The sequence below is a fragment of the Paraburkholderia sediminicola genome (genome assembly GCF_046026855.1).
GTDB lineage: Bacteria > Pseudomonadota > Gammaproteobacteria > Burkholderiales > Burkholderiaceae > Paraburkholderia > Paraburkholderia sediminicola_A.
In genome coordinates, this window is the sequence record NZ_JAQQET010000025.1 from 32,655 (window position 1) to 56,864 (window position 24,210).

Below are 24,210 nucleotides of genomic sequence, written 5' to 3' on the forward strand. Positions count from 1 at the left end.
CTTGTTGGGTCCGTGAAGGCACGCACGGGCGAATTTAATGTGGCAAGCGCAGACTCTGCGAGTCAGGTTCAGCGGCTCGGGCCCAACGAATCAACTCAACGAATCAACTCTACGAGTCAGATTCAGCGAGCTCGCGTTCAGCGAGTCAGACTCAGTTCACCCGGCGCGCCAGCCAACGTACGATCAGGACGGCAATTGACGATCATGATCGCGAGCGTCAGCACATACGGCGCGGCGTTGTAGAGGTAATAGCCGCTCGTCACGCCGATCGCCTGCAGCGCGGGGCCGAGCGCGCCGGCCGCACCGAACAGCAAAGCGGCCCACAGACAGCGCAACGGCTGCCAGCGCGCGAAGATCACCAGCGCGACCGCCATCAGTCCTTGTCCGCTGGAGAGCCCTTCGTTCCAGCTCCCGGGATAGACCAGCGACAGATACGCGCCGCCGATGCCCGCGAACACACCGCCCACCGCAGTCGCGGCGATGCGCACCCGCGTCAGCGGATAGCCCATCGCGCGCGCCGTTTCAGCGTGATCGCCGACGAGCCGCAGCACCATCCCCCAGCGCGTATTGCGCAAGCCCCATTGCAGAACGAAGGCCAGCACCACGCCGATCACGAACAACAGGTTGATATGCAGCGCGTTATGCAATTGCGGCGACGAGGTCCACGTGCCGAGGTCGATGAACGGCAGCATCGGCGCTTGCGGTTCGATAAACGGTTTGCCGAGATAGAACGCGAGTCCAGTGCCGAGCAGCATCAGCGCGATGCCGAATGCGATGTCCGACACGCGCGGCAGCGAACACACGAGGCCATGCAGGCAGCCGAGCAGCAAGCCCACGAAGCCGGCCGCGAGCACGCCGGCCCATGGCGAGCCGGTCAGGAAAGCGCCGGCATAGCCGCTCATCGCGCCGGACACGAGGATGCCTTCGAGGCCGAGATTCACGCGGCCGCCCTTCTCGGTCAGACATTCGCCGAGACTGACGAACAGATAAGGCGTGCTGACGCGGATCGCACCGGCGAACAGCGACAGCAACAGGATCACGATGGGCGAGTGCATATCAGGCATGGGTCTGCTCCAGTTGCACGGGAAGATCGGTCTGCGTCGCGGCCTGCAATTTGACTTGCCAGGCGGCGATGCGCCCACCGAGCGCTTCCCACGCCAGCAGATTGGCGAACAGCAGGCCTTGCAAAACGAGCGTGGTGGCATCGGGCAGATCGAGCCGCCGTTGCAGCAGCGAGCCGCTCGCTTCGATGCCGCCGATCATCAGCGCACACGCGATGATCGCGAGCGGATTCTGACGCGCGGCGAACGCGACCAGGATGCCCGCATAGCCGTAGCCCGCGAGCAGGGATGCATTTGCGCTGCCCTGCACGGCGGCCACTTCGAACATGCCGCCAAGTCCCGCTGCGGCACCGCCTAATACGCACGCGGCAAGCGCAAGCTGATTGACGGGCAAGCCGACCAGACGCGCCGCGCGATTGCTGCCGCCCACCACGCGCATCGCGAAACCCCTGGTGCTGAACTTCACGAACACCCACGCCGCGAGGCAGGCCACGACGCCCCAGAACAGCCCCCAATGCGTATCGAGTCCGGGGATCGAACCGATCATCATCGCGTCGGGTACCGGATAGGTAGACGGCTTGTTCAGGCTCGCAGGATCGCGCAACGGCCCTTCCACCAGATGCTTGAAGAGCGCGATCGCGATATACGACATCAACAGGCTGCTGATCGTCTCGTTGACGCCGCGCCATTGCCGCAAGGCGCCGACCGCACCGATCCAGACGCCGCCGGCCAGCATGCCGGCCACCGCCATTAACGGCGTGGCAATGAGCCAGGGCGTGCCGTGCGGCAGCATCTGCGGGACGATCGCCGCGCACATACCGCCCAGCGCGAGCGCGCCTTCGCCGCCGATCACAATCAGGCCGACCTGCGCGGGCAGCGCGACACACAAGGCGGTCAACATCAGCGGCGATGCGCGCAGCAAGGTGCTTTGCCATGCGAACGAAGAACCGAATGCGCCTTCGAAGATCAGTCCGATTGCATCGGGCGCCGGCTGTCCCTGCGCCAGCAGGAACAGCGAGAACAGCAGCAACGTGCCGAGCACCGCCAACGCGGTCGGCAGCACGGGCAAGAGCGACAACATCACTCTCGCGGTAGGGGCATTGGGACGCATCACGGCTCCTTCGCTCAGGCAAACTCAAGCAGACACGCACGCCGTCGTCAGATCTGGCCGACGACGCCCGCCACCAGATAGTTCATGCTTTCGAGCGTGTAGTCGGACTGCACATGGCTCGCGCCCGAGGCGATCGCCATGCCGCCCTTGTTGTCCTTCATCGGGCCTTTGAAGATCACGAAATTGCCGGCCACCATGCTGCTTCTGATCGAGTCGGTGTTCTGCTTCGCTTGCGCGGTGACTTTCGCGCCGTACGGCGACATCTTCACGAAGCCCTCTTTCAAACCGCCGCGCAGCACATTGGGTTGCGGCGTGCCAGCCTGAGCGCCCGTGACCAGTTGTCTGTATGGCGTCGCCCAATCCCATTCCGCGCCGGTCAGATAGCCCTTCGGCGCGAGCGCCGCCTGGCTCGCGTGATAACCGCAACTCATCGCGCCGCGCTTCTCCGCGGTTTCGACAACGACCTTCGGACCGTCGACATGACAGGTCAGCACGTCGCAGCCCTGGTCGATCAGACTGTTGGTGGCTTCCGCTTCCTTGACGGGCATCGACCAGTCGCCGGTGAAAATCACCTGCGTCGTGATCGACGGATCGACGGACTGCGCGCCGAGCGTGAACGAATTGATGTTGCGCAGCACTTGCGGAATCGGTTTGGCGGCGACGAAGCCGAGCTTCCTGCTCTTCGTCATATGGCCCGCGACCACGCCGTTCAGATACTGGCACTCGTCGATATAGCCGAAGTAGCTGGTGATGTTCGAAGGGTTGCCCTGCTTCCACAAACCGCCGCAATGCGCGAAGCGCACCTTCGGATATCTGGCCGCCATTTTCAGCACGTGCGGATCGAAGTAACCGAACGAAGTCGCGAAGATCAGGGTGGCGCCGTCCTGTTCGATCATCGCTTCCATGGTCTTCTGCACGGCGATGGTTTCAGGCACGTTTTCCTCTTCCACCACCTTCACGTCAGGCATCTTCTTGATGACAGCCGCGGCCGTTGCCTGAGCCTGGTTGTAGCCGTAATCGCCGCGCGCGCCGACGTAGATCACACCGACGGTCGTCCTGGGCGCGGCGAACACCGATTGAATCGGCAGGATGTTGCCGAGCGTCAACAGGCTGGCGCTCTTGATGAAATTGCGGCGACTGGTCATGGTGTCCAATTCCTGGTTAGAGTTAATGAGCGTTGGCCTTCAGTTGACATTCAGGCTGTCGAGATAGGCGATCCAGCCGCCAAACGAGGTGATTTCTGTCGCACCACTGTCGGCGCCGACCGCCGAGGGCTCGCAGATAAAGCCTTTCACGGTGAGGCCGTTGGCGAGTTGCAGCGTGCCGATGCCAAGCGGCGCGGGCACGTCGGCGACGAATTTGCCGAAGGTGCGCAGTGGGACTTCCCAGACTTCGACGGCGATGGGTTGGCCTGGCTGTTCGGCCGTGCGCACGAGGCCCGGTTTCGGTGGCTGCGTGTTGGCGAGTGCGTACAGCCTGTAACCGGGCGCGGTGTGGGTTGCTTCGATAAACCGCGCACCGGCTTCCTGCATTTGCCAGTTCAGTGGCTGTCCGCGCAGATGCGCACCGACCACGGCTAGCGCGACTGTTGGCTCCTGAAACGGGAGTGGCTCGATCGTGTTCGCCATGGTTCCGATTCTGGTTTTTGTTTCGACCACGGTAGAGGTCTCGCTCCGGGTCTCGGTCGCGCTCGTGAACAGCGCCTGAATCCGCTGGCCCAATTCGGCGAGACGCCGGTCCGCGCCGCTCGGTGCGATCAGCGTGACGCCGGCCGGCAAGCCGTCATGGCGACGCTGGCACGGCACAGCCAGCGCGCAAAGATCGAGCAGATTGACGAAGTTCGTGTAATAGCCGAGCTGGCTGTTCAACTCGACGGGATTGGCCTGCACATCCGCGATCAACGGATGCGTCGGCGTGGTCGGAACGATCAGGATGTCGATCGCCTCGAAGAGATGTTCGGCGTGACGCTTCAGGTCGGCGAGTGCGTACTGGCCGTTGAACGCGTCGACGGCACTGAAGCTATCCGCTTTGCCGATCACCGTTGCGACGACCGGATCGATCGCCTCGCGATGCGTCTCGAAGAATCCGCCGAGCGCGGCGCGCCGTTCGGCCACCCAGGGGCCGTTGTAGAGCAACGCTGAGGTCGCATTGAGCGGCTTGAAGTCGATCGGTAAGGGGTTGACGTGCAGATGCGTCGAGAGCGCGTCGAGCGACGCGGAGAACGCTTGGTTTGCCGCTGCGTCGCCGTGGAACTCGAGATGGTCCGGCACGCCGATCCGTGGCGCGCCGCGCAGCAGACCGAGGCTCGGTACCTTGCGTGAATAGCCGTCGAGGGAATCGAAGCAGGCGATTTCGCTGAACACGCGCCACGCATCGTCAACGTCGTGCGCGAACACCGAGATCGTGTCGAGGCTGCGGCACGCCGGCACGACACCGCGTTTGCTAACCAGTCCCAGCGACGGCTTCAAGCCGACGAGCCCGTTGAATCCAGCCGGCACGCGACCCGATCCCGCCGTGTCGGTGCCAAGGGAAAAGGCCACGCAACCTGCGGCGACCGCAACCGCAGAGCCGGAACTCGACCCGCCCGACACGCGCTGCGCAAACTCGGGGTGACGCACCGCGCCATAAGGCGAGCGCGTGCCGACGAGGCCGGTCGCGAACTGATCGAGATTGGTCTTGCCGATCAGGATCGCGCCGGCGTCGATGAGGCGCTGCACGGCGAACGCAGACGTGTCCGGCGTATAGCTGAAGGGTTCGCAGGCGGCGGTGGTGGGCAAGCCGGCGACGTCGATATTGTCCTTGACGGCGAATGGCACGCCGAACAACGGCATCCGCTCGAACACGGCGGCGCCCTGCTCTTCGTAAAGCGCTTCGAGTACGTTGACGCGTGCCTGCACGTCCGCAGCGGGCACACGTAAGATCCAGACTTCCGGCCGGTCGATTTGGTCGATGCGCGCAAACGTCGACGCCACCGTTTGGGTTGGCGTCAGAAGTTTGCCGGCATAAGCCTGAAGAAGACCGCTGACCGTCAGTGGTGAAGAAATAGGCACCTGTTTTTCCTTGAGTTCAATCTTGAATACAAGTTTGAACTCAACTTAGCAGGAGCTATGCCAAGTGCATTCCGGGCTGGCCGGAACGGGCGACCCGCCTTGTCAGGACTGGGTTTGCGATGATTCGACGGGAGCCTGGCCAGCGCCTTGCGCCGCAAGTTGCTCAACGCCTGATGGTGCAGCGCTCCCCAACTCGGGGCTCAGGCGCCCCGCATTCGCGCCCGCCCTCCTTCCGTCCTCCGTCTGTCCGCACATCAAACCCAAAGCGAAAAAACGTGCTAAAGCGCGTGCCCAAAGCATTTAATATTCGGCGCTCGCAACGCGCGTCGACCCTAAGCCTTAACGTTGGCGTCGCTATGACGACCCGACACGCGGATCGGCAATGCCGGCTGCAGCGCACCGGCTACGACGAACGCGCGCACCATTTCATGTGCCTGGGCCTTGTGATCTTCCTGCCACTGTGTGGCGAGCATGTCGGTGTTGAAGATCCGCGATAACGTAAAAGCGTTCGACTTGTGAAAGGAACACAGACTCACGAGCGCGACATACAGATGAAGCGGGTCCATGCCCTTGCGCAGCGAGCCGTCGCTTTCACCACGCGCGATTACGGTACGCAGCAGACTCAACACCGGCGACGACATTTCCGGAATCGCGCTGGAACGCTTCATCACCCGGGCGCGGTTCAGATTCTCGAACGACAGCAGCTTCGACAGTTCGGGATGCGCCGCGAAGTGCCCTTCGATGAAATCGTAAAGCTGCACGATAGCCGTGACCGGATCGATCTGGTCGACATCGAGTTTGAGCCTGAGTTCGGCTTCCCGCAGGCGCGCCAGCACGAACTCGAGCACCTCCAGATAAAGCGCTTCCTTGCCGCCGAAGTAGTGGTAAATCATCCGGATGTTGACCTTCGAGCGGCTCGCGATCGTCTCCACCCGCGCGCCGCTCAGGCCCTTGTCGGAAAATTCGGCGATCGCAATTTTGAAGATGCGCTGGCGGGTCGCCGCAGCGAGCTTCTGACGCTGGGTCGTGGGCGTGGCGGATGCAGCGGGAGTCGATCGGGCAGAAGCACGTGTCATAGCGATAGAAAGCCAGGCGGCGGCGTGATTGCGTCAAAAGGATACGTCAGGGGGCGTCAGTTCAGGGCATTGTAAGCGTGGCCTCAACGCCGGAACGGCTGGGTCAGCGCGAGCGGCGCGGTTTGTCGGCCGATCAGTCCCGCCACCGCAATCAAGGCGAGCAGATAAGGCAGCATCACCAGCAGCGCGGTCGGCACATGCACGCCGATCAGCGGCAACTGGAACTGCAACGCACTCGCGGCGCCGAACAGCAAACACGCGCCAACTGTGCGGCCGATCTTCCAGTTGCCAAAGATGATCGCCGCAATCGCGAGGTAGCCGGCGCCGCTGGTCATCCCTTCAGTGAAGGTGTGAATGTCGCCGATCGAAATGAAGCAGCCCGCCGCGCCGGACATGACGCCCGAAAACAGCACCGCGCCATAACGCAGCCGTGTCACCGATAGCCCCGACTGATCGACAGACTTCGGCGCCGCGCCCACCGCGTGCAGCGCCACACCGAGCGCGGTACGCCGCATCACGAGCGAGGTTGCCAGCAGAATCGCAAGGCCTAGGTAAATGAGCCATACCTGATGAAACACCGGCTCGCCGATGACCGGAATCGCCCCGAGACCCGGTGGCGACCAGCGCGCGAGGCCGGGAATCACCGCGCTCGAGCGTTCGCCGAACAGCTCGCGATACGCGAGCGTCGTCGCACCGAGCGCCAGGATGTTGATACCGATGCCCGTGACGATCTGATTGGCGCGCAGCGTGACACTCAGGAACGCCTGTAGCAAGGCGATCGGCAGCACGCCGAGCATGCCGATCGCGAGACCCAGCGCCGCGTTGCCGGTTGCCCATGCGCCCGCCGCGCCGAGAAACGCGCCCGACAGCATCATGCCTTCCACGCTCATGTTGAGCACGCCGGCCCGTTCGCTGATCAATTCGCCGGTCGAGGCCAGCATCAGCGGGGCGGCAAAACGGATCGACGAGCCGACGAAAACCGCCATGAATTCCGCGTTCATCAACGTGCTCCTTTCGGCTCGAGCCACCGCGAACCGCCGGCCAGCGCGACGATCACGATGCCCTGCACCACCAGCACCAGCGCCGACGGCACGGACGCGACCATTTCCATATTGATGCCGCCCGAGCGCATAAAGCCGAACAGCAACGCCGCCGCGCACACGCCGGTTATCGAGCCGCGCGCGAGCAAGCCGACCACGAGGCCGTCGAAGCCATAGCCCGACGAGAAGCCGGCTTTCAGCGAGTATTGATCGCCTTGCAGCATCAACGCACCGGCGAGACCGCCGAGCGCGCCGGCCAGCGCCAGTGCACCGACGACGGTCGACGTGATCGGCATGCCGGCGCGGCGTGCAGCCAGCGCGTTCAGGCCGACCGCGCGCAGATGCATGCCGAAGCGGCTATACAGCAGCACCAGGGCCACCGCGATGCACAACACGAGCGTGATCGGTAAACCGATATGCAGCCCCGTCGAACTCGTGCTCGATAGAAGCGGCAGCTTGGTCGAGTCAGGAATGTCGAGCGACTCGGGCAACGTGACTGCATTGGTCATCGGCTGGCGCAGTAGCGCTTCCGATTGCACGCACCAGTAGAGAAACCACACGGCGATGAACGTCAGCAGCAAGGTGCTGATCACCTCGTTGGTGCCGGCGCGTGCTTTCAGCCAGCCGGGAAGCGCGCCCCATGCGGCGCCGGCCAGTGCGGCCGCCAGCATCGGCACGATGAACGACAGGCCGAGTGGCAAGTGCGCGACGTGGCCATAAAGGCTGACGGCGGTGGCGGCGATGCCGCCCATCGCGATCTGCCCTTCACCGCCGACGTTGGTCAGCTGCGCGCGGTTCGCCAGCACGAAGCCGCTGCCGACCAGCGCGAACACCAGGCTGCGATTGATCGATGCGCCGATCGCGTAAGGCGAGCCCCACGCGCCGTCGGCGAAGGCGGCGAGCGCGTCGCCGAGTGACACATGAATGCTTGCAATCAGCGCCAGCGCCGCTGCAACCGCGATGAGCGCGGCGCCCCCTAGCACGGCAACGGTTCGCACGCGCCGCGAACCGCGCCATGGCGCGCGGGGAAAAGAAGCCAATGAAGTCGTGGGAGTCATGCTGTCTGGCCTGCCATCCATGCGCCAATGCGCTCGCGTTGAAGAGTGAGTTGCGACGCATCCGGCACACAGGTGCCCATAATGCGACCGCGATACATGACGAGGACGCGGTCGGCCACCGCCATCAACTCGTCGAGTTCGGACGAGATCAGCAATACACCGACGCCCTCGTCGCGCGCGGCGCGTATGTGGTCATATACCGCCGCGACCGCGCCGACGTCGAGGCCTCGCGTGGGCTGTGCCGCAACCAGCACGGCGAGGCCCTGGAGCGTAAGTTCGCGCGCGAGCACCGCTTTTTGCTGATTGCCGCCCGACAGGCCGCGAAACGCGACATCGGGGCTCGCGGCACGTACATCGAAACGCTGCATCAGCGTGCGGGCGTCGCGGCGCATTGCGCGACGGCGCATGAAGCCATGCCGCGCGTAGTCGTCAAGGCGATTGAGAAAGAGGTTTTCTGTCACGCTCATGTCGGGCACACAGCCAACCGCGTGCCGGTCTTCCGGCACTACGCCGACACCCGCCTTCGTCAAGGTCTGCGGCGCGGCCTGCGTGCAGTCCTTGCCCTGTACAAAAAAGCGCCCGGCACTCGCTCGCTGCATGCCGGCCAGCACCGCGCCGAGTTCGCTCTGACCGTTGCCCTCCACGCCCGCAATGCCCACGATCTCGCTGCGGTTGACCACCAGCGTGCAGTCTTCGAGACGCGTGACGCCGTCGGCATCACGCACCGTGAGGCCGTCGATCTGCAAGGCTTCGTCGGCGAGCGGCCGGCCGTAGGGTGACGCGCTGCGGGGTTTTGGAGGCGATGCGGCGGTTGCATTCGAGCCGGTGGTTTCGCTATTCGCCGTGCCCGGACGTTGAATCATCGCGCGCACGAGCGCATCGACATCGGCTGACGGCGTGTTCGAACGTGCAACCACACGGCCGCTTTGCAGCACCGTCGCGCGGCGTGCGATCCGGCGGATCTCGGCCAGCTTGTGCGTCACCAGTACGACCGCGCAACCGCGCGCGACAACCCGCGCACACGTGTCGAGCAGCGCATCGATTTCGGCCGGCAACAGCACGGCGGTCGGTTCGTCCAGCACGAGGAGCCGAGGTTCACGGATCAGACACTTGACGATCTCGACGCGCTGCTTTTCGCCGATCGACAGATCCGCGACCCGCGCATCCGGATCGAGCGCAAGACCCAGTTCGGCCACCAGCGCGCGCACGCGCTGCGCCTCCCGCTTGCGATTGAGCCAGCCGCGGACCTGCCCGAGCAGCAGATTGTCGAGCACGCTCACATCTTCGACCAGGCTGAAGTGCTGATGAACCATTGCAATACCGTGAGCAAGGGCGTCGCGCGGACTGTGCGGCTGATACGGTGCGCCATCCAGCCACATCGCGCCCGCGTCGGGCTGATATACGCCGAACATCACGTTGCATAGCGTCGATTTGCCGGCGCCGTTCTCGCCAAGAAGACAATGCACTTCACCGGCGAAGAGTTCGAGCGACACGTCGCTCAACGCCTGAAACTGGCCGAAGCGTTTGCCGATACCGTCCATGCGCAGTACTGCGGCGCGCGGTGCGTGGTTATTTGCGGGCGTGGTGGCGCCTGCATCGGCAGACGCCGTTGCGAAAGCGGCAGAAGCTGGAGTCGCGTCCATATCAGCCTTCGGAGACCTTGATCTTGCCGCTCTCGATGTCCTGCTCGATCTGCCTGATTTTCGTCGACATCTCCGCCGTCGGCTTACAGACGACCATACCGGACGCTTTCGGCCCCATCGCCAGGCCGAACGCCTTATAACCCGGTTGCCACGTGCCGGCCGCCATCTGGTCGATCGCGTATTGCACCTGATAGCCGACGCCGGTAATCGAATACGCGATATACAGCGGGTCCGTGCCGCAGCGATCCGTATAGCTGCCGATCACATGCGTGTGCTTTTCGTTGGCCGCCTGCTCCATGCCGCGCAGACCGAGATTCAGAATGTGATAGTGAACGTCCGCGCCTTGAGAGATGGCCGCCAGCGTGGCTTCCTTCGCCTTCGACACGTTGTCGAAATCGCCCGTGTAGCTCTCGAAGTATTTGATCTTCGGATTGATCGAGCGCGCGCCGTTACCGAACTCCTTGCCGGCGTTGACGATAGACGGAATCTCCATGCCGCCCACGTAGCTGACCGCGCCGTTCTTCGACAGCATGGCCGCGGCCGCGCCGGCAACGTAGGCGATCTCCGCCTGCTTGACGTCATAGCCCGCCACGTTCGGCGGCATGTCCTGCCCCTTGTTGCCGCCAACGATCGCGAACTTCACATTGGGAAAGCGTTTGGCGATCTTCAGCACGGATGCCTGCGTCTGTCCGCCCACGCCGATCACCAACTGGTTCTTCGACGCGAGGTTGGTCAGCGCCTGTTCCATGTCCGCGTAGTTGATGTTCTCGATCATCTGCGTCTTGAGCTTCGGACCCAGTTCTGTCTGCGCGGCGACGAGACCGTCGTAGCCGGATTCCATCCAGCCTTTGTCCGACTTCGAGCCGGGAATCAGCACGCCGACCCGCAACGGATCGGCCGCGACGGCATGCATCGCGCTGGTGGATGCGGCGAGCGCGACGACACAGGTGGCGAAGGTTTTGAACTTGGCGATCGACATTCTGGCATTCCTCTTGCGTTTGGTTTGGGTAAGTAGGTTATTCATGAATGAAACAAATGCAACTTCAATGCCAAGTCATGGTTTTTATGGGCACCGGCGTTCGTTCCAATCTGCTCCAAACAACGGCCAGAACGCCGCGCCCGCAATGCGCGGCGGTATCCACGCAGCCCATTCTTTATAGCGATTCAGACACGATGGAGAACTTCCGATGAAACAACACGACGCTTACGGCACAAGCGTTTCCGGCCAGCTGGGTCGCGACGGCCGCCATCGCTGGCACGCCAGCGAGAAGCTGGTCGACCTGTCGCTGCCCGCGCCCGAACCGGTCGCAGCGACGCTGTCGTGCGAACCGCAAAACGTGCGCATCGACCTGCGCAGCACGGCGATCGTCGTGATCGATATGCAGAATGATTTCTGCACCAACGGAGGATGGGTTGCCCAGATTGGGGGCGATTTCGAGGCCGACCGCACGCCGATTGCACCATTGCAGCGCCTGCTGCCGGTTCTGCGTCAATGCGGCGTGCCGGTCATCTGGGTCAACTGGGGAAATCGGCCCGACCTCGCCAACATGCCGCCGAATCAGTTGCATCTATATAAGCCGACCGGCACAGGCACGGGCCTTGGCGAACCGCTCGCGAGCAACGGCGCGCATGTGCTTGAAAAGGATTCGTGGGCCGCTGCGGTGGTCGATGAACTCAAGCCCCTGCCCGAGGACATCTGCGTGGACAAGTACCGCATCAGCGGCTTCTGGGACACGCCGCTCGACAGCATCCTGCGCAATCTCGGCATTCGCACGGTGATGTTCGCGGGCGTGAACACCGATCAGTGCGTGCTGCATTCGCTGACCGACGCCAACTTTCTCGGCTACGGCTGCGTGCTGGTGGAAGACTGCTGCGCGACGTCGTCGCCGACGTTCTGCACGGAGGCGGCCGTCTGGAACGTGAAGAAGTGCTTCGGCTTTGTCACCGATTCGGCGCGTATCGCCGATGCGTTAGCGGACTGCGCATGAGTGCATTCATCTCGGGCCCACGCGTACGGGTGGCCGCGACGGCGAGCGGGCCGCTCGACGGCCTGCGCTTTGCGGTGAAGGATCTGATCGACGTCGCCGGCGTGACGACCGGCGGCGGCAATCCTGACTGGCGGGAGAGCCATGCGGCGGCACGCCGTCATGCGCCCTGTGTCGGCGCGCTACTGGACGCCGGCGCTGCTCTCGGCGGCAAGACGATCACCGACGAACTCGCCTATAGCCTCGAAGGCGCGAATCATCATGACGGTACGCCGCTCAATCCGCGCTGGCCGCGTGCATTGCCGGGCGGATCGTCGAGCGGCTCGGCTTCGGCGGTGGCGGGCAGTGAGGTGGACTTTGCGTTGGGCACCGATACCGGCGGCTCGGTGCGCGTGCCCGCCGCGTTCTGCGGGTTGTGGGGCATGCGGCCGAGTCACGACGCGATTTCGCTCGAGGGTGTGTTGCCGTTCGCACCGTGCTTCGACACGGTCGGCTGGTTCGCGCGGTCGATCGATGTGCTTACCGCGGTGGGCGATGTATTGCTGCCGGAAGCGGTCTCTCCGGCTACTGCGTCCGGGCAGCCGATATGCCTCACGCGTGTCGTCGAAGCGTTCGCCGCGCGTGAGCGCAACGAGCCCGACGATGCTTTACGCCTCGATGCCTTAGCCAGATCGTTAGGCGCGGACACGTCGCTCGATCTGTTCGCCGGAGACGAGGCACGCTGGCTTGCGTGCTATCAGATCGTGCAGGATCTTGAGATCGACGCCTCGCTCGGTGACTGGATCCGTGCCACGCAACCGCGTTTCGGCCCGTCCATTGCAGCGCGCTTTGCGCGGCTCGAAACGCTCGATCGAAAGCAGGCCGCGCAATGGCGCGCCACTCAGCGCGAATTACGCAGCGCGCTCGATGCGATGCTCGGACTCGATACCGTGCTGCTTATACCGACCACACCCGTTGCGCTGTTACCGAAAGATGCATCGGGCGCCGCAATCGGCCGCTTCTACGACGACGCGCTCACCATGAACGCGATTGCCGCGATCGGCGGCCTGCCGCAAATCACGCTCCCCTTCACCGACGAAATCGATCGCCCGCTCGCACTGTCGATCATCGGCGCGCGCGGCAGCGATCGCGCGTTGCTTGCCTTCGCGCGCGATCTATACTCGCGGCACACTTCGGCGAACCTTCGGTAGTGGAGCATCGATGCACAATCTGAAACTCGCCAGCAGCACCGGCGGCATGGTTACCAGCCCGCACGCGATGGCCAGCGCCGCGGGCCTCGACGTATTGCGCGCTGGCGGCAACGCGATCGAAGCCGCGATCGCCATCGGTGCGGCGCTGTGCGTGACGTATCCGCATTTCACGGGACTCGGCGGTGACGCTTTCTGGGTGATTGGCGATCGGCAAGGAATGTTGCGCACGGTATCAGGCATCGGCCAGGCCGCGGCGCAACTGCCGGCGTTCAGCGGCGCGATTCCTTTGCGCGGGGCAGCGTCTGCGATCACCACGGCCGCGACCGTCGATACGTGGAATCAGGCTTATAAAATCAGCCAGACATCGTGGGGTGGCCAGCAATCATGGGCATCCCTGTTTGATCGTGCGCTCGAATATGCATCGGATGGATTTCCGGTCACGCCTTCGCAGCATTTCTGGCAATCGCTTCGCGCGAATGAATTGCGTTCGTTGCCCGGTTTTGCAGCGACTTTCGCGCCGCAGGGCCGTATTCCTGCTATCGCTGAACGCTTCGTGCAGCCCGCGCTGGCAAAGAGCATCGAGCGGATTGCCCGCTTCGGCGCGTACGAATTCTATGAAGGCGAGCTTGCAGAGCGAATTGCGCGCGGTTTGCACGAAGCCGGCTCGCCGCTGACGTCGAGCGATCTGGCGCGAACGCAAGCGCGCGATGAAGTGCCGTTACGTGTTGCTTATCGTGGCGGCGAGCTGGTCAGTATGCGACCGCCGACGCAAGGGGTGACGACCCTGCAGATCATGGGCATCCTCGATCGATTCGATGTTGCGCAGATTGCAGAAGACAGCGCCGATTACTACCACTTGCTGGTGGAGGCCGTGAAATGCGCGTTCCTGGATCGCGACCGCTTCGTGTCCGATCCTGAGTTCAACAACGTGCCGGTCGACGACATGCTGTCGCCCCTTGCGCTCGATTCGCATGCACGCTCGATCAATCTGCGTGAAGCGCGTGCATGGCCCCACGTGTTCCGCCCGGGCGACACGGTGTTTATCGGCGCGACGGATAGCGAAGGCCGCAGCGTCAGTGTTCTGCAAACGGTTTACTTCGACTGGGGGAGCGGCGTGGTGGCGGGCGATACGGGCATTCTGTGGCACAACCGCGGCGCGTCGTTCAGCACGAATCCCATGCATCACAATGTCGTGCAACCTGGCAAGCGGCCGTTCCATACGCTCAACCCCGGCATGTATCTGAAGGATGGCCGGCCACGCCTGCTGTTCGGCACGCAAGGCGCCGACGGTCAGCCGCAAACGCTGGCCGCGATACTCACGCGCCTGATCGACTACGGGATGGACCCGCTCACTGCGCTCGCCCGTCCGCGCTTTCTGCTGGGCAAGACCTTCTCCGATACGCGCGATGCCTTGAAGCTCGAGCAAGACGTCGGCGCCGACGTGTTCACGGCACTTGCTGAGCGTGGGCATGAAGTGAGCGCCATCCCGGCGCAGAGTCCTCTAGCGGGGCATCCTGGGGTGATCCGCATCGAGGCGGATGGTTCGGCTTCAGGCGCTCACGATCCGCGCAGCGACGGCCGTGCGCTTGGGGTCTGACGGAGCCAAAGCATATTAGCTATGCGACCCACGTCAGCCGAGCGTAAAGCGGTCGCGCGTCGTCACGTAATCGCTCGCACCGAAGCGGCCCACCGGAAAGTAATGCTGCAGCCGCACGCGCCAGGTCTCGGTGTCGATCAACTCGTCGCGAGCATGCAGCCGATGCACACGGCCGATGAAAATCTGCCGGCTGGTCGTCTCCAGCGTCTCCCACGTTGTGCATTCGAACGCCACCGGCGCTTCGGCGATACGCGGTGGCGCGACGTGCGTACTCGGCACCGGCGTCAAGCCGACCTCCACGAGTTCGCTCACATTCGGCGGCAAACGCTCACCGCAACGATGCATCTTCTCCGCGATCGCCTCGTCGGCGAGATGCACGACAAACTCACCCGTTCGCGCGATGTTCACCGCCGTGTCCTTGAACGTGCCGTCACCGATGCGATTGATACTGATCATCACGATCGGCGGTTCTTCTCCGAGCATGTTGAACATTGAAAACGGTGCGGCATTGATCGTGCCGTCCGCACCGAGTGTGGTCACGAGCGCGATCGGACGCGGCACGATCAGGCTCGCCATCAGTTTGTAGCGCTGGTACTCGGTGATCGCTTCGAAGTCGATTTCCATGTGTGGGGGCCTAGGTTTGAGTAGCGTAACCGGTGATGCCGAGCAACTGGCCGAGGCTTTTCTCGCCGCGCATCCGCGACGTTTCGATCCGCTCTTCGATATCGCGAAGATGCGCTTCCATGTGGGCCATTGCACCTGCGGCATCGCGCGCCTCGATGCAATCGACAATCGTCGCATGCTCCGCGTGCTCGCACGGCGCATGTCCTGGCGGTTCGTATACACCGACAATAAGCGAGCAGCGCGAAACCAGTTCCTTCAGATAGTTTTGCAGAATCGAGTTGCCGGCGAGCGCGGCGATGCGCATATGAAAACTGCTGGCGAGCGTGGCCCACGAAGGCTGGTCGAAGCGATGCATCGCCTCGTGCTCGTTCGCCAGCTGTTGGCGCAAGGCCTTGATGTCTTTTGCGCTCGCTCGCTGCACGGCGAGCTCGACCAGCATGCGCTCGACAGAGCGCCGCGCCTCGAAAATTTCGCGCGTCTCTTCCGGCGTTGGCTCCGCGATCACCGCGCCCTTGTTCGGCCGCAGCACGACAATGCCGTCGTAGGCGAGCTTTTCCAGCACTCGCCGCACGACCGCGCGGCCCACGCCGAACAGTTGACACAATTCGGGTTCCGGCAGCTTCGTGCCGGGCGTCAAACGATGATTCAACACGCCGTCGAAGATCGACTGATAGAGGCGCGCGTCGACGTCCGCTTCTTCCTTCGGCGTTTTTCTGGTGTTGGCCGCACCGGCTTTCGGGCTCATGCTCATGCAACCTCGGGACGCAGCATGCCGTCCCGCTCCAGTTCGTCCATATGACGTGCGATCGCGCCTGGTGTCGCCATCCACACATCGCCTTTCGCGCGTGCCGTGGCGATATGGTCGAGCGCACGGCGCAAATGCCGCAGTCTGTAGGGCTGCCCCACCAGATAAGGATGGAGCGCAATGCCCATCACGAGCGCCTGGGGCTGCGTGCCGCGATTGGCCTGTTCGAGCATCTCGTCGAACTGATCGACGATCATGTCGGCGAACGCGCGTCCGTCCATATGGCGGCCCACCATCATCGGCAGATCGTTGAGTTCCTGCGGGTATGGAATCGACCATAGCGGGCCGCCCCGTGTGGCCATGCGTACCGGGCGATCGTCGTGACACCAGTTCAGCGTGTAGCGATAACCGGTCTCAGCCAGCAGATCGGGCGTCAGGTGCGATTCGGAAATCCAGGGCGAGAGCCACCCCGCCGGCGCCGTGCCGGACGTTTCGGCGATACGGTCGCGGCAATGGAGAAGCAGCTCGCGTTCGCCGGTTTCGCCCAGGTCGCTTTGCCGATGCGCATTTGTGTGCCCGTGGCCGATCAGTTCGTCGCCGCGCGCCACGCAGGCCGCGATCAGTTCCGGGCAATGGTCGTAGAGCGCGGTATTGATAAGCGTGCCCACAGGCATTTCCAGCTGATCGAACAGTTCGATGCAGCGCCACGCGCCCACGCGGTTACCGTATTCGCGCCAGCTATGGTTCAACACGTCGGGTTGCGGTGAAATCGGGCCGAGCGCGGCGCCGAGTCCCTCGCCGAAGGCGAAGTGCTCGATGTTGAAGCCGAGGTAGACCGCGAGCCCACTATCGCCGGGCCAGCGGAAGGCGTCACTGTCCGTGATCGGGCGATACGCGAAGCGGCCATGCGTGGTGATCGATTGACGGGCGCGGTTCTCTGCTACGGGCATGTTCCGTGTGTCGTTCATGTAAAGACGCCGTGAGTGACGAAAAGCGGTGCGTGGCGTTCCGGATGAACCTGGTTGGGCCGGATCATGCCCCGGGACGGACCGAAGACGCACCGCGATTGCGCAAAAAAATCTCTTTGATCGCTGACGATCGATGCTACGGATCGTTTGCAATATGTGAGCCAACTCGTCGACGTTAAGTACACCAGTGCGTTTGCGATCGGTGAGCGTCGCGATACGGCGGATGGCACATGTCTTGCATTTGCATGGTCTCGCACAAGGCAACGCGCGTGTTTTCGCGTGCGCCCGCTCTTCGCCGTTCACGAGGACATCCACTTCATGATTCAGTCTGCTTCAACGGTGCTCGAAACCAAAGCCGCCGATATCGAACTGGTGCACGTGTCCAAGCAATACGGCGACTCGCTTGCCGTCGACGCCATCGATCTGCGCATTGCCGGCGGTCAGTACTGCTGCCTGCTCGGGCCGTCGGGATGCGGCAAGACCTCGACTTTGCGCATGATTGCCGGGCATGAATCGGTCACCGAAGGTGACATTCTGATCGCGGGCCGCAACGTGACGCGCGCGGAACCCGCCGCTCGCGGCACGGCGATGGTGTTTCAGAACTACGCGCTGTTCCCGCATCTGAGCGCACTCGATAACGTCGCGTTCAGCCTGAAGATGCGCGGCATCGCGAAGGATGTGCGCCGCAAGCGCGCCGACGAACTGCTGGAACTGGTCGCGATGTCCGCCTATGCCGAACGCAAACCCGCACAGTTGTCAGGTGGCCAGCAGCAACGTGTCGCGCTTGCTCGCGCGTTGCTGAATCAACCAGGCTGCCTATTGCTCGACGAACCGCTGTCCGCGCTCGACCCCTTCCTGCGCGTGCAGATGCGTGCGGAACTCAAGCGCTGGCAGAAAGAACTCGGCATTACGTTCGTGCATGTCACGCATTCGCAGGAAGAAGCGATGGCGCTAGCCGATCTGGTGGTCGTGATGAGTCACGGGCGGATCGAACAAAGCGGCACCCCGCACGAAGTATTCAACCGTCCGCGCACCGAATTCGTCGCGCGTTTTCTCGGCGGTCACAACGTATTCAACGCGAATGGCCGATCGTTTACCGTGCGCGCCGATCATCTGCGGGTGGTGCCGCACGGCGTCACGCCCGTCCAGACGGCAGCCGGCGAAAGTGGCCTGACCCGGATCGGTGGCGTCCCCTGCACGGTGCGCGAAACGGAATACCAGGGCACCCATTTGCGTATGACGCTCGATCCGCTCGACGGCTCGCCTGAACTGATCTCGCTGGTAAGTGACCGCGACTATGACCCGGCACGGCTCGGCCCCGACGCGCGCGTGGTGGTCTGGTGGAACGAGCAGGACGCGCATCCGCTGGCGGCCTGAGCCTGTGCGCGGCATTACGTGACACGGCAGCGAAGAGAACGTCTGAACGAGAAAACCGAACGTCAACTGAGGAGAAAGCAATGAGTGAAGCGAACGAAAGCCCGGCAGCGGCCGCATCCGACCTGACGGAAAAAGGCCTGTCGCGCCGCACGTTCATCAAGGGCGCCGTGGCGGCGGCCGGTATTGCCGGTTTTCCGTACGTCCATGCGCAGGAGAAGATCACCTTGCGCTACCTCGGCACGGCGGTGAATCAGAGCGCCGACATCGCGAAGAAATTCAAGGAAGACACGGGCATCGATATCCAATACGTGCCCGTGACGACCGACGATGTGGCCAAGCGCATCATCACGCAGCCCAACTCGTTCGACATTGTCGACACCGAATACTTCGCGCTCAAGAAACTGATTCCAGCCGGCACGCTCGCGGGCATGGACGCGAAACGCATCAAGCTCGCCGACAAGATCACGCCGGTGCTGACGCGTGGCGAAGTGAACGGCAAGAAGATCGGCGATCAGGGCACGGCGCCAAAGAAAGTCATGTTCCTGACCGGCCCGCGCTCCACCGAATTCTCAGCGACACCGACCGAATGGATGACGCTGATTCCGACCACGTACAACGCGGACACGCTCGGCATTCGTCCGGACCTCATCAAACGCCCGATCGACAGTTGGGCCGAACTGCTCAATCCACAGTTCAAGGGCAAGGCTGCACTGTTGAACATTCCCGCGATCGGCATCATGGATTCGGCAATGGCGATCGAGGCGATGGGTCACATGAAGTACGGCGACAAAGGCAACATGACCAAGGCCGAGATCGACCAGACCATCAAGATCCTGATCGAAGCCAAGCGCGCCGGCCAGTTCCGTGCGTTCTGGAAGGACTTCAACGAAAGCGTGAACCTGATGGCTTCCGGCGAGGTGGTGATCCAGTCGATGTGGTCACCGGCCGTAACCAAAGTGCGCACCATGGGCATTGCGTGCAAATTCCAGCCGCTCAAGGAAGGCTATCGCTCGTGGGCGTCGGGTTTCGGCTTTCCGCGCTCGCTGCAGGGCAAGAAGCTCGACGCTGCGTACGAGTTCGTCAACTGGTTCCAGGACGGCTGGGCGGGCGCCTATCTGATGCGTCAGGGCTATTACCCGGGCGTGCTTGAGACCGCGAAAACGCACATGCAGCCTTACGAATGGGACTACTGGATCGAAGGCAAGGCTGCCGCGCAGGACATCAAGGCGCCCGACGGCCAGTTGCTCGAGAAAGCAGGCACCGTGCGCGATGGCGGCTCCTACACCCAGCGCATGGGTGCGATTGCCTGCTGGAATGCGGTGATGGACGAGAACATCTACATGGTTCAGAAGTGGAACGAGTTCATCGCGGCCTGATCCTGATCGATGCAGTTGCATGAGAGGCTGCCGGCGCACGACACGCCGGCGGCTTTTCGATGACGCGCTCCTTCCGCAGCGCTGTGTTTCCACAGATATCCGCCCATGGCAACGATCGAGCTTCCCTCTCACGCGCAGGACGAACCCGTCAAACACCGGCGCGTGCCGGCATGGCTGCAGGCCACGCCGCTTTCGCTGACGTTCCTGCTGTTTTTCATCGTGCCGCTGGTCATCACGTTGATTGTCAGTTTCTGGGACTTCAACGAATACCAGATCATCCCGGCCTTCACGCTGAAAAACTACGCGGCGATTTTTAATGGCTGTTCGTCGATGACGGACGTCTGCGTGACCTTCAAGACGTATTGGTCGACGCTCAAATTCTGCGCCATCGTGTGGGCCGTAACCTTGCTGCTGGGTTTTTCGATCGCCTACTTCCTGTCTTTCCATGTGCGTACAACGAGCATGCAGACCATACTGTTCCTCGTCTGCACAATTCCCTTCTGGACCTCGAACGTTATCCGCATGATCTCGTGGATGCCGCTGCTCGGCCGTAACGGCCTCGTCAATCAGGCGCTGCTGGGCGTGCATCTCATCGATCAGCCGCTCGAATGGTTGCTGTACTCGAACTTTTCGGTCGTACTGGCGTTTGTGCATCTCTACACGTTCTTCATGATCGTGCCGATTTTCAACGCGATGATGCGCATCGACCGCTCATTGCTCGAAGCGGCGCGCGATGCCGGCGCGAGTGGCTGGCAGGTGATTCGCGACGTGGTGTTGCCGCTGTCGAAGACCGGCATCGTAATCGGCTCGATCTTCGTCATCACGATCGTGATGGGCGATTTCCTGACCGTAGGCGTGATGGGCGGCCAGCAGATCGCATCGGTCGGCAAGATCATTCAGGTGCAGACCGGCTACCTGCAGTTTCCCGCCGCAGCCGCCAACGCGATCATTCTGCTGGCTGTGGTGTTGATGATCGTGTGGGGTTTGACGCGGGTGGTCGACATCCGCAAGGAGCTGTGACGATGCAGACCATTCGTCTCAAACATCGGGAGCATCGGCCGGCCAGCTTTTACTGGCTTGCGCTGTTGTTCGGCCTGTTCGTCCTGTTTTTATACGGACCGGTGATTACGATCTTCATTCTTTCATTTCAGGGGCCCGAGGGCGGATTGACGTTTCCGATGCGCGGTGTGTCGCTGCATTGGTTTGCCGTGCTGCGAGACGGCGTGGGCGATGTCGATATCTGGGGCGCATTCGGCCGCTCCGTGCGGCTCGCGCTGGCGGTCACTGTTCTGACCGTTCTGTTCTCCGTGGCGGCGGGGTTGGCGTTTCGTCGGCGGTTTCGCGGGGATACGGCGGTGTTTTATGTGTCGGTTGCCAGTCTGATCATGCCGTCCATTATCGTTTCGCTTGGGATCGGGTTGACGTTCCGGTTGCTCGATAACGGGGTGAAGTATCTCGCTTCCGCGTGGGGGGATCCGTCTTTTGCCGATACTTATACGACGACGATGGGCTTGTTCACGTCGGCACTGGGCGCGCATTTGACGTGGACGTTACCGTTTGGTTTGCTCGTGATGTTTGCGGTTTTCAATCGCTTCAATCCTGCTTATGAGGAGGCTTCGCGGGATCTGGGCGCCACGCCGTGGCAGAGTTTCCGGCATGTCGTTCTGCCTATTATCGGACCTTCGGTGGTCGGCGTCGCCATGTTCGGGTTCACGCTTTCATGGGACGAGATTGCTCGTACCTCGCAGGCGATCGGGGATCAGAATACTTTGCCGCTTGAGTTGCAGGGGTTGACTACGTCAGTGACTACGCCGGTGATTTATGCGCTTGGGACGATGACTACGGTTTTGTCGCTTGCTGTTGTGGTTTTTTGTTTGTTCGCGGTGCGGGGGTTGGGGCGGAGGCGGGTTTCGGGTGGAAAGGGGTGAGGGGTTTTTTTGCCTTTGGCGGTGGGTTTTCGTTGGTCTGGGTTCTTTGGTCTTTCCTTGTTTTCTTGTTGGATTGTTGGCGTTCGCCCCTTTCGTTGATCTGGCTGCTTTGGCCTTTCCTTGAATTGTTATTGGTTTATTAGCGTCGCCCCTGTGCGGGGCAGGCACCTACTTTTCTTTGCCTGCCGCAAAGAAAAGTAGGCAAAAGAAAGCGGCTCAAACCGCTAGCTTATAAGCGGGTCCCCTGGCTCGGAGGGGATAGTGGTGCATCTGGAATCCGTGCCCCCGCACAATCCGCGTGAGTGACAAGGCCGTCATACTTCCCGTCTCGCCCTGCGTGCTCGCCGGATGAATTCATCATGCAAACCAATGGCTTCGCTCACGTGCAATGAGGACCGCCGGCTTCGCCCTCGGCGAACCGTCTCTGCAAGCATACTCCCCACTTCGAACTAAATACCGGGGTGTCGCAATGGCTGTCGCTGTCGGTTAGGCAATGACAAACTGCAGTTCCGTGCAAAACGTGAGCGTCAAAACGCAGCGGGCGGTTTTATGAAGTACGCGTCGGCGCGCGCAGCGCCGCCGGAAGTATGACGCCCTTGTCACAGAGGCAGAATGTGCGAGAGCACGGATTCCAGATGCACCACTACCGCGACTGTGCGAGGGATCCGCTTAAAAATTAGCGGTTTGAGCCGCTTTCTTTTGCCTACTTTTCTTTGCAGCAGGCAAAGAAAAGTAGGTGCCTGCCCCGCACAGGGGCGACGCTAATAATCCAATAAGAATTCAAGGAAAGGCCAAAGCAGCCATATCAACCACAGAGGCAAACGCTAAAAAACCACTACCAATTCAAGACAAGGCAGCGCCCAAAAAACCCAGATCAACAAAAAACCACCCCCTCAGACACACAAACAACAAGCGCCGCGCAGGCAAAAAAGAACCATTTCACTACACCTTCTAAGAATCAACCAAATACTTGGTTGCTAGCCCCCCATCCCTCCCGTACCGTTCTCAGACTGCGCCCGGCGCGCCTCCCTGCTTTGGAGAACTCATGTCAGCATTCGAATCAAACCCGAATCACACAACCGCAGACGCCGCCCAGCCTTTCGGCGAAGACGCCCTCACCCGCCGTTTCGCGCCCGTATTCGCACGTATCGCCGAAGGTGCGGTAGAACGGGAACAAAATCGGGAGTTGGCCTACGCGCCCGTGGAATGGTTACGCGAAGCCGGCTACACCCGACTGCGCGTACCGAAGCGCTATGGCGGTGACGGCATTTCGCTCACGGAGTTCTTCGCCCTGGTCACGCGTCTTGGTGAAGCAGACTCGAACCTTCCGCAAATCCTGCGTGTGCACGGTGGCTTTATCGAATCGCTGCTGGAAAATGACGATGAACCGCTGCGCGACCGATGGCTCACGCGTATCGCCCAAGGCCAGATCATCGGCGGCGCCGTGTCCGAGCGTACCGGCATCACTCAAAACAGCGTGCGCCTCACGCAAACCAATGGCGCGTGGCATCTCGATGGCGAGAAGTACTACACCACGGGCACGCTCTACGCCGACTGGGTCGACGTCACCGCACACGACGGGCAAAGCGACGTGCGCGTGCTCGTCAGGAGCGATACACCAGGTCTCGCCCGGATCGACGATTGGGATGGCTTCGGGCAGCGTCTTACCGGCAGCGGCACGGCGCGCTTCGAGCATGTGCCGGTCTCGCCCGACAATCTGTACCGCCGCTATAACGCCACCGAACCACGCCGTAACAGTCTGCTCACTGCCTACTATCAGGCGCTGCACGTCGCGAACCTGGCAGGTATCAGCCGTGCGGCGCTGCGCGATGCGGTGGCGTTCACGCAAGCTAAAACCCGAACCTTCGGTATCCCAGGAGAATCGAGTCCGCGCGACAATCCGCTGGTGCATCGCGTAGTCGGCCGTCTCGCGAGCCTCGCTTACTCGACGCAGAGCATCAGCGCTTCGCTTGCCCGCGCGATCGATGACGTGTCAGTGGCCCGACAGGAAGGCCGGACCGGCGAACAGACCTACATCCATCTGGATATCCAGACTTTCCAGGCGCAACAGATCGTCATCGAGCAAACGCTGCAAGCGGCCACGCTGCTGTTCGAAGTGGGTGGCGCATCGGCAACTAGCGAGACGCGCCGTTTCGACCGCTACTGGCGCAATGCGCGGGTGCTGGCGTCGCACAATCCGGCAATCATCCGCGAAGCCGCTATCGGCGACTTCTATCTGAATGGGAACGCGCATAACGAAAGGTTCGGTGTGGCGCGGAATCTGGAAGCATCCACGGTACCTGCCCAGCTTTAAAAAACGCGTCAAGCACGCGCTCAAACAATTAAGGCCGCGTGCGCGGCCTTAATTGTTTATTTGTCAC

Annotated in this window: 20 protein-coding genes; 8 read left to right on the forward strand and 12 right to left on the reverse strand. The window is 62.2% G+C overall.

Annotation, left to right across the window (positions count from 1 at the left end; translation table 11 throughout):
- Positions 1-137: 137 nt before the first annotated feature.
- The 9 genes from PQR40_RS25415 to PQR40_RS25455 form a co-directional block, all read right to left on the reverse strand.
- Positions 138-1,064 carry an ABC transporter permease gene (locus PQR40_RS25415; protein ID WP_200567575.1) on the reverse strand — a complete coding sequence of 309 codons (927 nt, stop codon included), beginning with the start codon at positions 1,062-1,064 and terminating at the stop codon, positions 138-140.
- A complete protein-coding gene (locus PQR40_RS25420) occupies positions 1,057-2,172 on the reverse strand; it encodes an ABC transporter permease (protein ID WP_408393769.1) in 1,116 nt (371 codons plus the stop codon). Before PQR40_RS25420 ends, PQR40_RS25415 begins: the two co-directional genes overlap by 8 nt.
- 47 nt (positions 2,173-2,219) lie before the next feature.
- Positions 2,220-3,317, reverse strand: a complete 1,098-nt coding sequence (locus tag PQR40_RS25425; protein ID WP_408339987.1) for a BMP family ABC transporter substrate-binding protein — start codon at positions 3,315-3,317, stop codon at positions 2,220-2,222.
- 39 nt (positions 3,318-3,356) lie between these two features.
- Positions 3,357-5,222 (reverse strand): allophanate hydrolase, encoded by a 1,866-nt coding sequence (atzF, locus tag PQR40_RS25430; protein ID WP_408510074.1) that lies wholly within the window; start codon positions 5,220-5,222, stop codon positions 3,357-3,359.
- A 332-nt stretch (positions 5,223-5,554) separates the two neighbouring features.
- Entirely contained in the window at positions 5,555-6,298 is a 744-nt protein-coding gene (locus PQR40_RS25435; protein WP_408510075.1) for a TetR/AcrR family transcriptional regulator, read from the reverse strand.
- A gap of 83 nt (positions 6,299-6,381) precedes the next feature.
- The gene (locus tag PQR40_RS25440) at positions 6,382-7,299 is read right to left on the reverse strand and encodes an ABC transporter permease (RefSeq protein ID WP_408339984.1); all 918 of its coding nucleotides are present in this window, start codon (positions 7,297-7,299) and stop codon (positions 6,382-6,384) included.
- Positions 7,299-8,396 carry an ABC transporter permease gene (locus PQR40_RS25445; protein WP_408510076.1) on the reverse strand — a complete coding sequence of 366 codons (1,098 nt, stop codon included), beginning with the start codon at positions 8,394-8,396 and terminating at the stop codon, positions 7,299-7,301. Before PQR40_RS25445 ends, PQR40_RS25440 begins: the two co-directional genes overlap by 1 nt.
- Entirely contained in the window at positions 8,393-10,039 is a 1,647-nt protein-coding gene (locus PQR40_RS25450) for an ABC transporter ATP-binding protein (RefSeq protein WP_408510077.1), read from the reverse strand. Before PQR40_RS25450 ends, PQR40_RS25445 begins: the two co-directional genes overlap by 4 nt.
- Position 10,040: 1 nt before the next feature.
- Positions 10,041-11,018: a BMP family protein gene (locus PQR40_RS25455; RefSeq protein WP_408224846.1), complete on the reverse strand. Its 978-nt coding sequence runs from the start codon at positions 11,016-11,018 to the stop codon at positions 10,041-10,043.
- 208 nt (positions 11,019-11,226) lie between these two features.
- Here PQR40_RS25455 and PQR40_RS25460 point away from each other — a divergent pair, with 208 nt between their 5' ends.
- Genes PQR40_RS25460 through ggt form a run of 3 tightly spaced genes read left to right on the forward strand, consistent with a single transcriptional unit; the run spans position 11,227 to position 14,811 of the window.
- Complete coding sequence (locus PQR40_RS25460; protein WP_408510078.1) at positions 11,227-12,027, forward strand: cysteine hydrolase family protein; 801 nt, start codon at positions 11,227-11,229, stop codon at positions 12,025-12,027.
- Entirely contained in the window at positions 12,024-13,214 is a 1,191-nt protein-coding gene (locus tag PQR40_RS25465; RefSeq protein ID WP_408510079.1) for an amidase, read from the forward strand. Before PQR40_RS25460 ends, PQR40_RS25465 begins: the two co-directional genes overlap by 4 nt.
- A gap of 10 nt (positions 13,215-13,224) precedes the next feature.
- A complete protein-coding gene (ggt, locus tag PQR40_RS25470; protein ID WP_408510080.1) occupies positions 13,225-14,811 on the forward strand; it encodes a gamma-glutamyltransferase in 1,587 nt (528 codons plus the stop codon).
- 33 nt (positions 14,812-14,844) lie between these two features.
- Here ggt and PQR40_RS25475 read toward each other — a convergent pair whose 3' ends face one another.
- Genes PQR40_RS25475 through PQR40_RS25485 form a run of 3 tightly spaced genes read right to left on the reverse strand, consistent with a single transcriptional unit; the run spans position 14,845 to position 17,148 of the window.
- Positions 14,845-15,435 (reverse strand): flavin reductase family protein, encoded by a 591-nt coding sequence (locus PQR40_RS25475; RefSeq protein WP_408510081.1) that lies wholly within the window; start codon positions 15,433-15,435, stop codon positions 14,845-14,847.
- A 10-nt stretch (positions 15,436-15,445) separates the two neighbouring features.
- Positions 15,446-16,180, reverse strand: coding sequence for a GntR family transcriptional regulator (locus tag PQR40_RS25480; protein ID WP_408510108.1), 735 nt, complete (start codon positions 16,178-16,180; stop codon positions 15,446-15,448).
- A gap of 2 nt (positions 16,181-16,182) precedes the next feature.
- Positions 16,183-17,148, reverse strand: a complete 966-nt coding sequence (locus PQR40_RS25485) for a polysaccharide deacetylase family protein (protein ID WP_408224831.1) — start codon at positions 17,146-17,148, stop codon at positions 16,183-16,185.
- 318 nt (positions 17,149-17,466) lie between these two features.
- On the opposite strand from PQR40_RS25485, the gene PQR40_RS25490 reads away from it, so the two are divergent.
- The 5 genes from PQR40_RS25490 to PQR40_RS25510 all read left to right on the forward strand — a co-directional run bounded on the left by PQR40_RS25490 (position 17,467) and on the right by PQR40_RS25510 (position 24,143).
- Positions 17,467-18,525: an ABC transporter ATP-binding protein gene (locus PQR40_RS25490; protein WP_408224828.1), complete on the forward strand. Its 1,059-nt coding sequence runs from the start codon at positions 17,467-17,469 to the stop codon at positions 18,523-18,525.
- Positions 18,526-18,605: 80 nt separating this feature from the next.
- The gene (locus PQR40_RS25495) at positions 18,606-19,901 is read left to right on the forward strand and encodes an ABC transporter substrate-binding protein (protein WP_408510082.1); all 1,296 of its coding nucleotides are present in this window, start codon (positions 18,606-18,608) and stop codon (positions 19,899-19,901) included.
- Positions 19,902-20,006: 105 nt separating this feature from the next.
- The gene (locus PQR40_RS25500; RefSeq protein WP_408224822.1) at positions 20,007-20,921 is read left to right on the forward strand and encodes an ABC transporter permease; all 915 of its coding nucleotides are present in this window, start codon (positions 20,007-20,009) and stop codon (positions 20,919-20,921) included.
- 2 nt (positions 20,922-20,923) lie between these two features.
- The gene (locus tag PQR40_RS25505) at positions 20,924-21,829 is read left to right on the forward strand and encodes an ABC transporter permease (RefSeq protein ID WP_408224819.1); all 906 of its coding nucleotides are present in this window, start codon (positions 20,924-20,926) and stop codon (positions 21,827-21,829) included.
- A gap of 970 nt (positions 21,830-22,799) precedes the next feature.
- Positions 22,800-24,143, forward strand: a complete 1,344-nt coding sequence (locus PQR40_RS25510) for an acyl-CoA dehydrogenase family protein (RefSeq protein WP_408510083.1) — start codon at positions 22,800-22,802, stop codon at positions 24,141-24,143.
- Positions 24,144-24,210 lie beyond the last annotated feature (67 nt).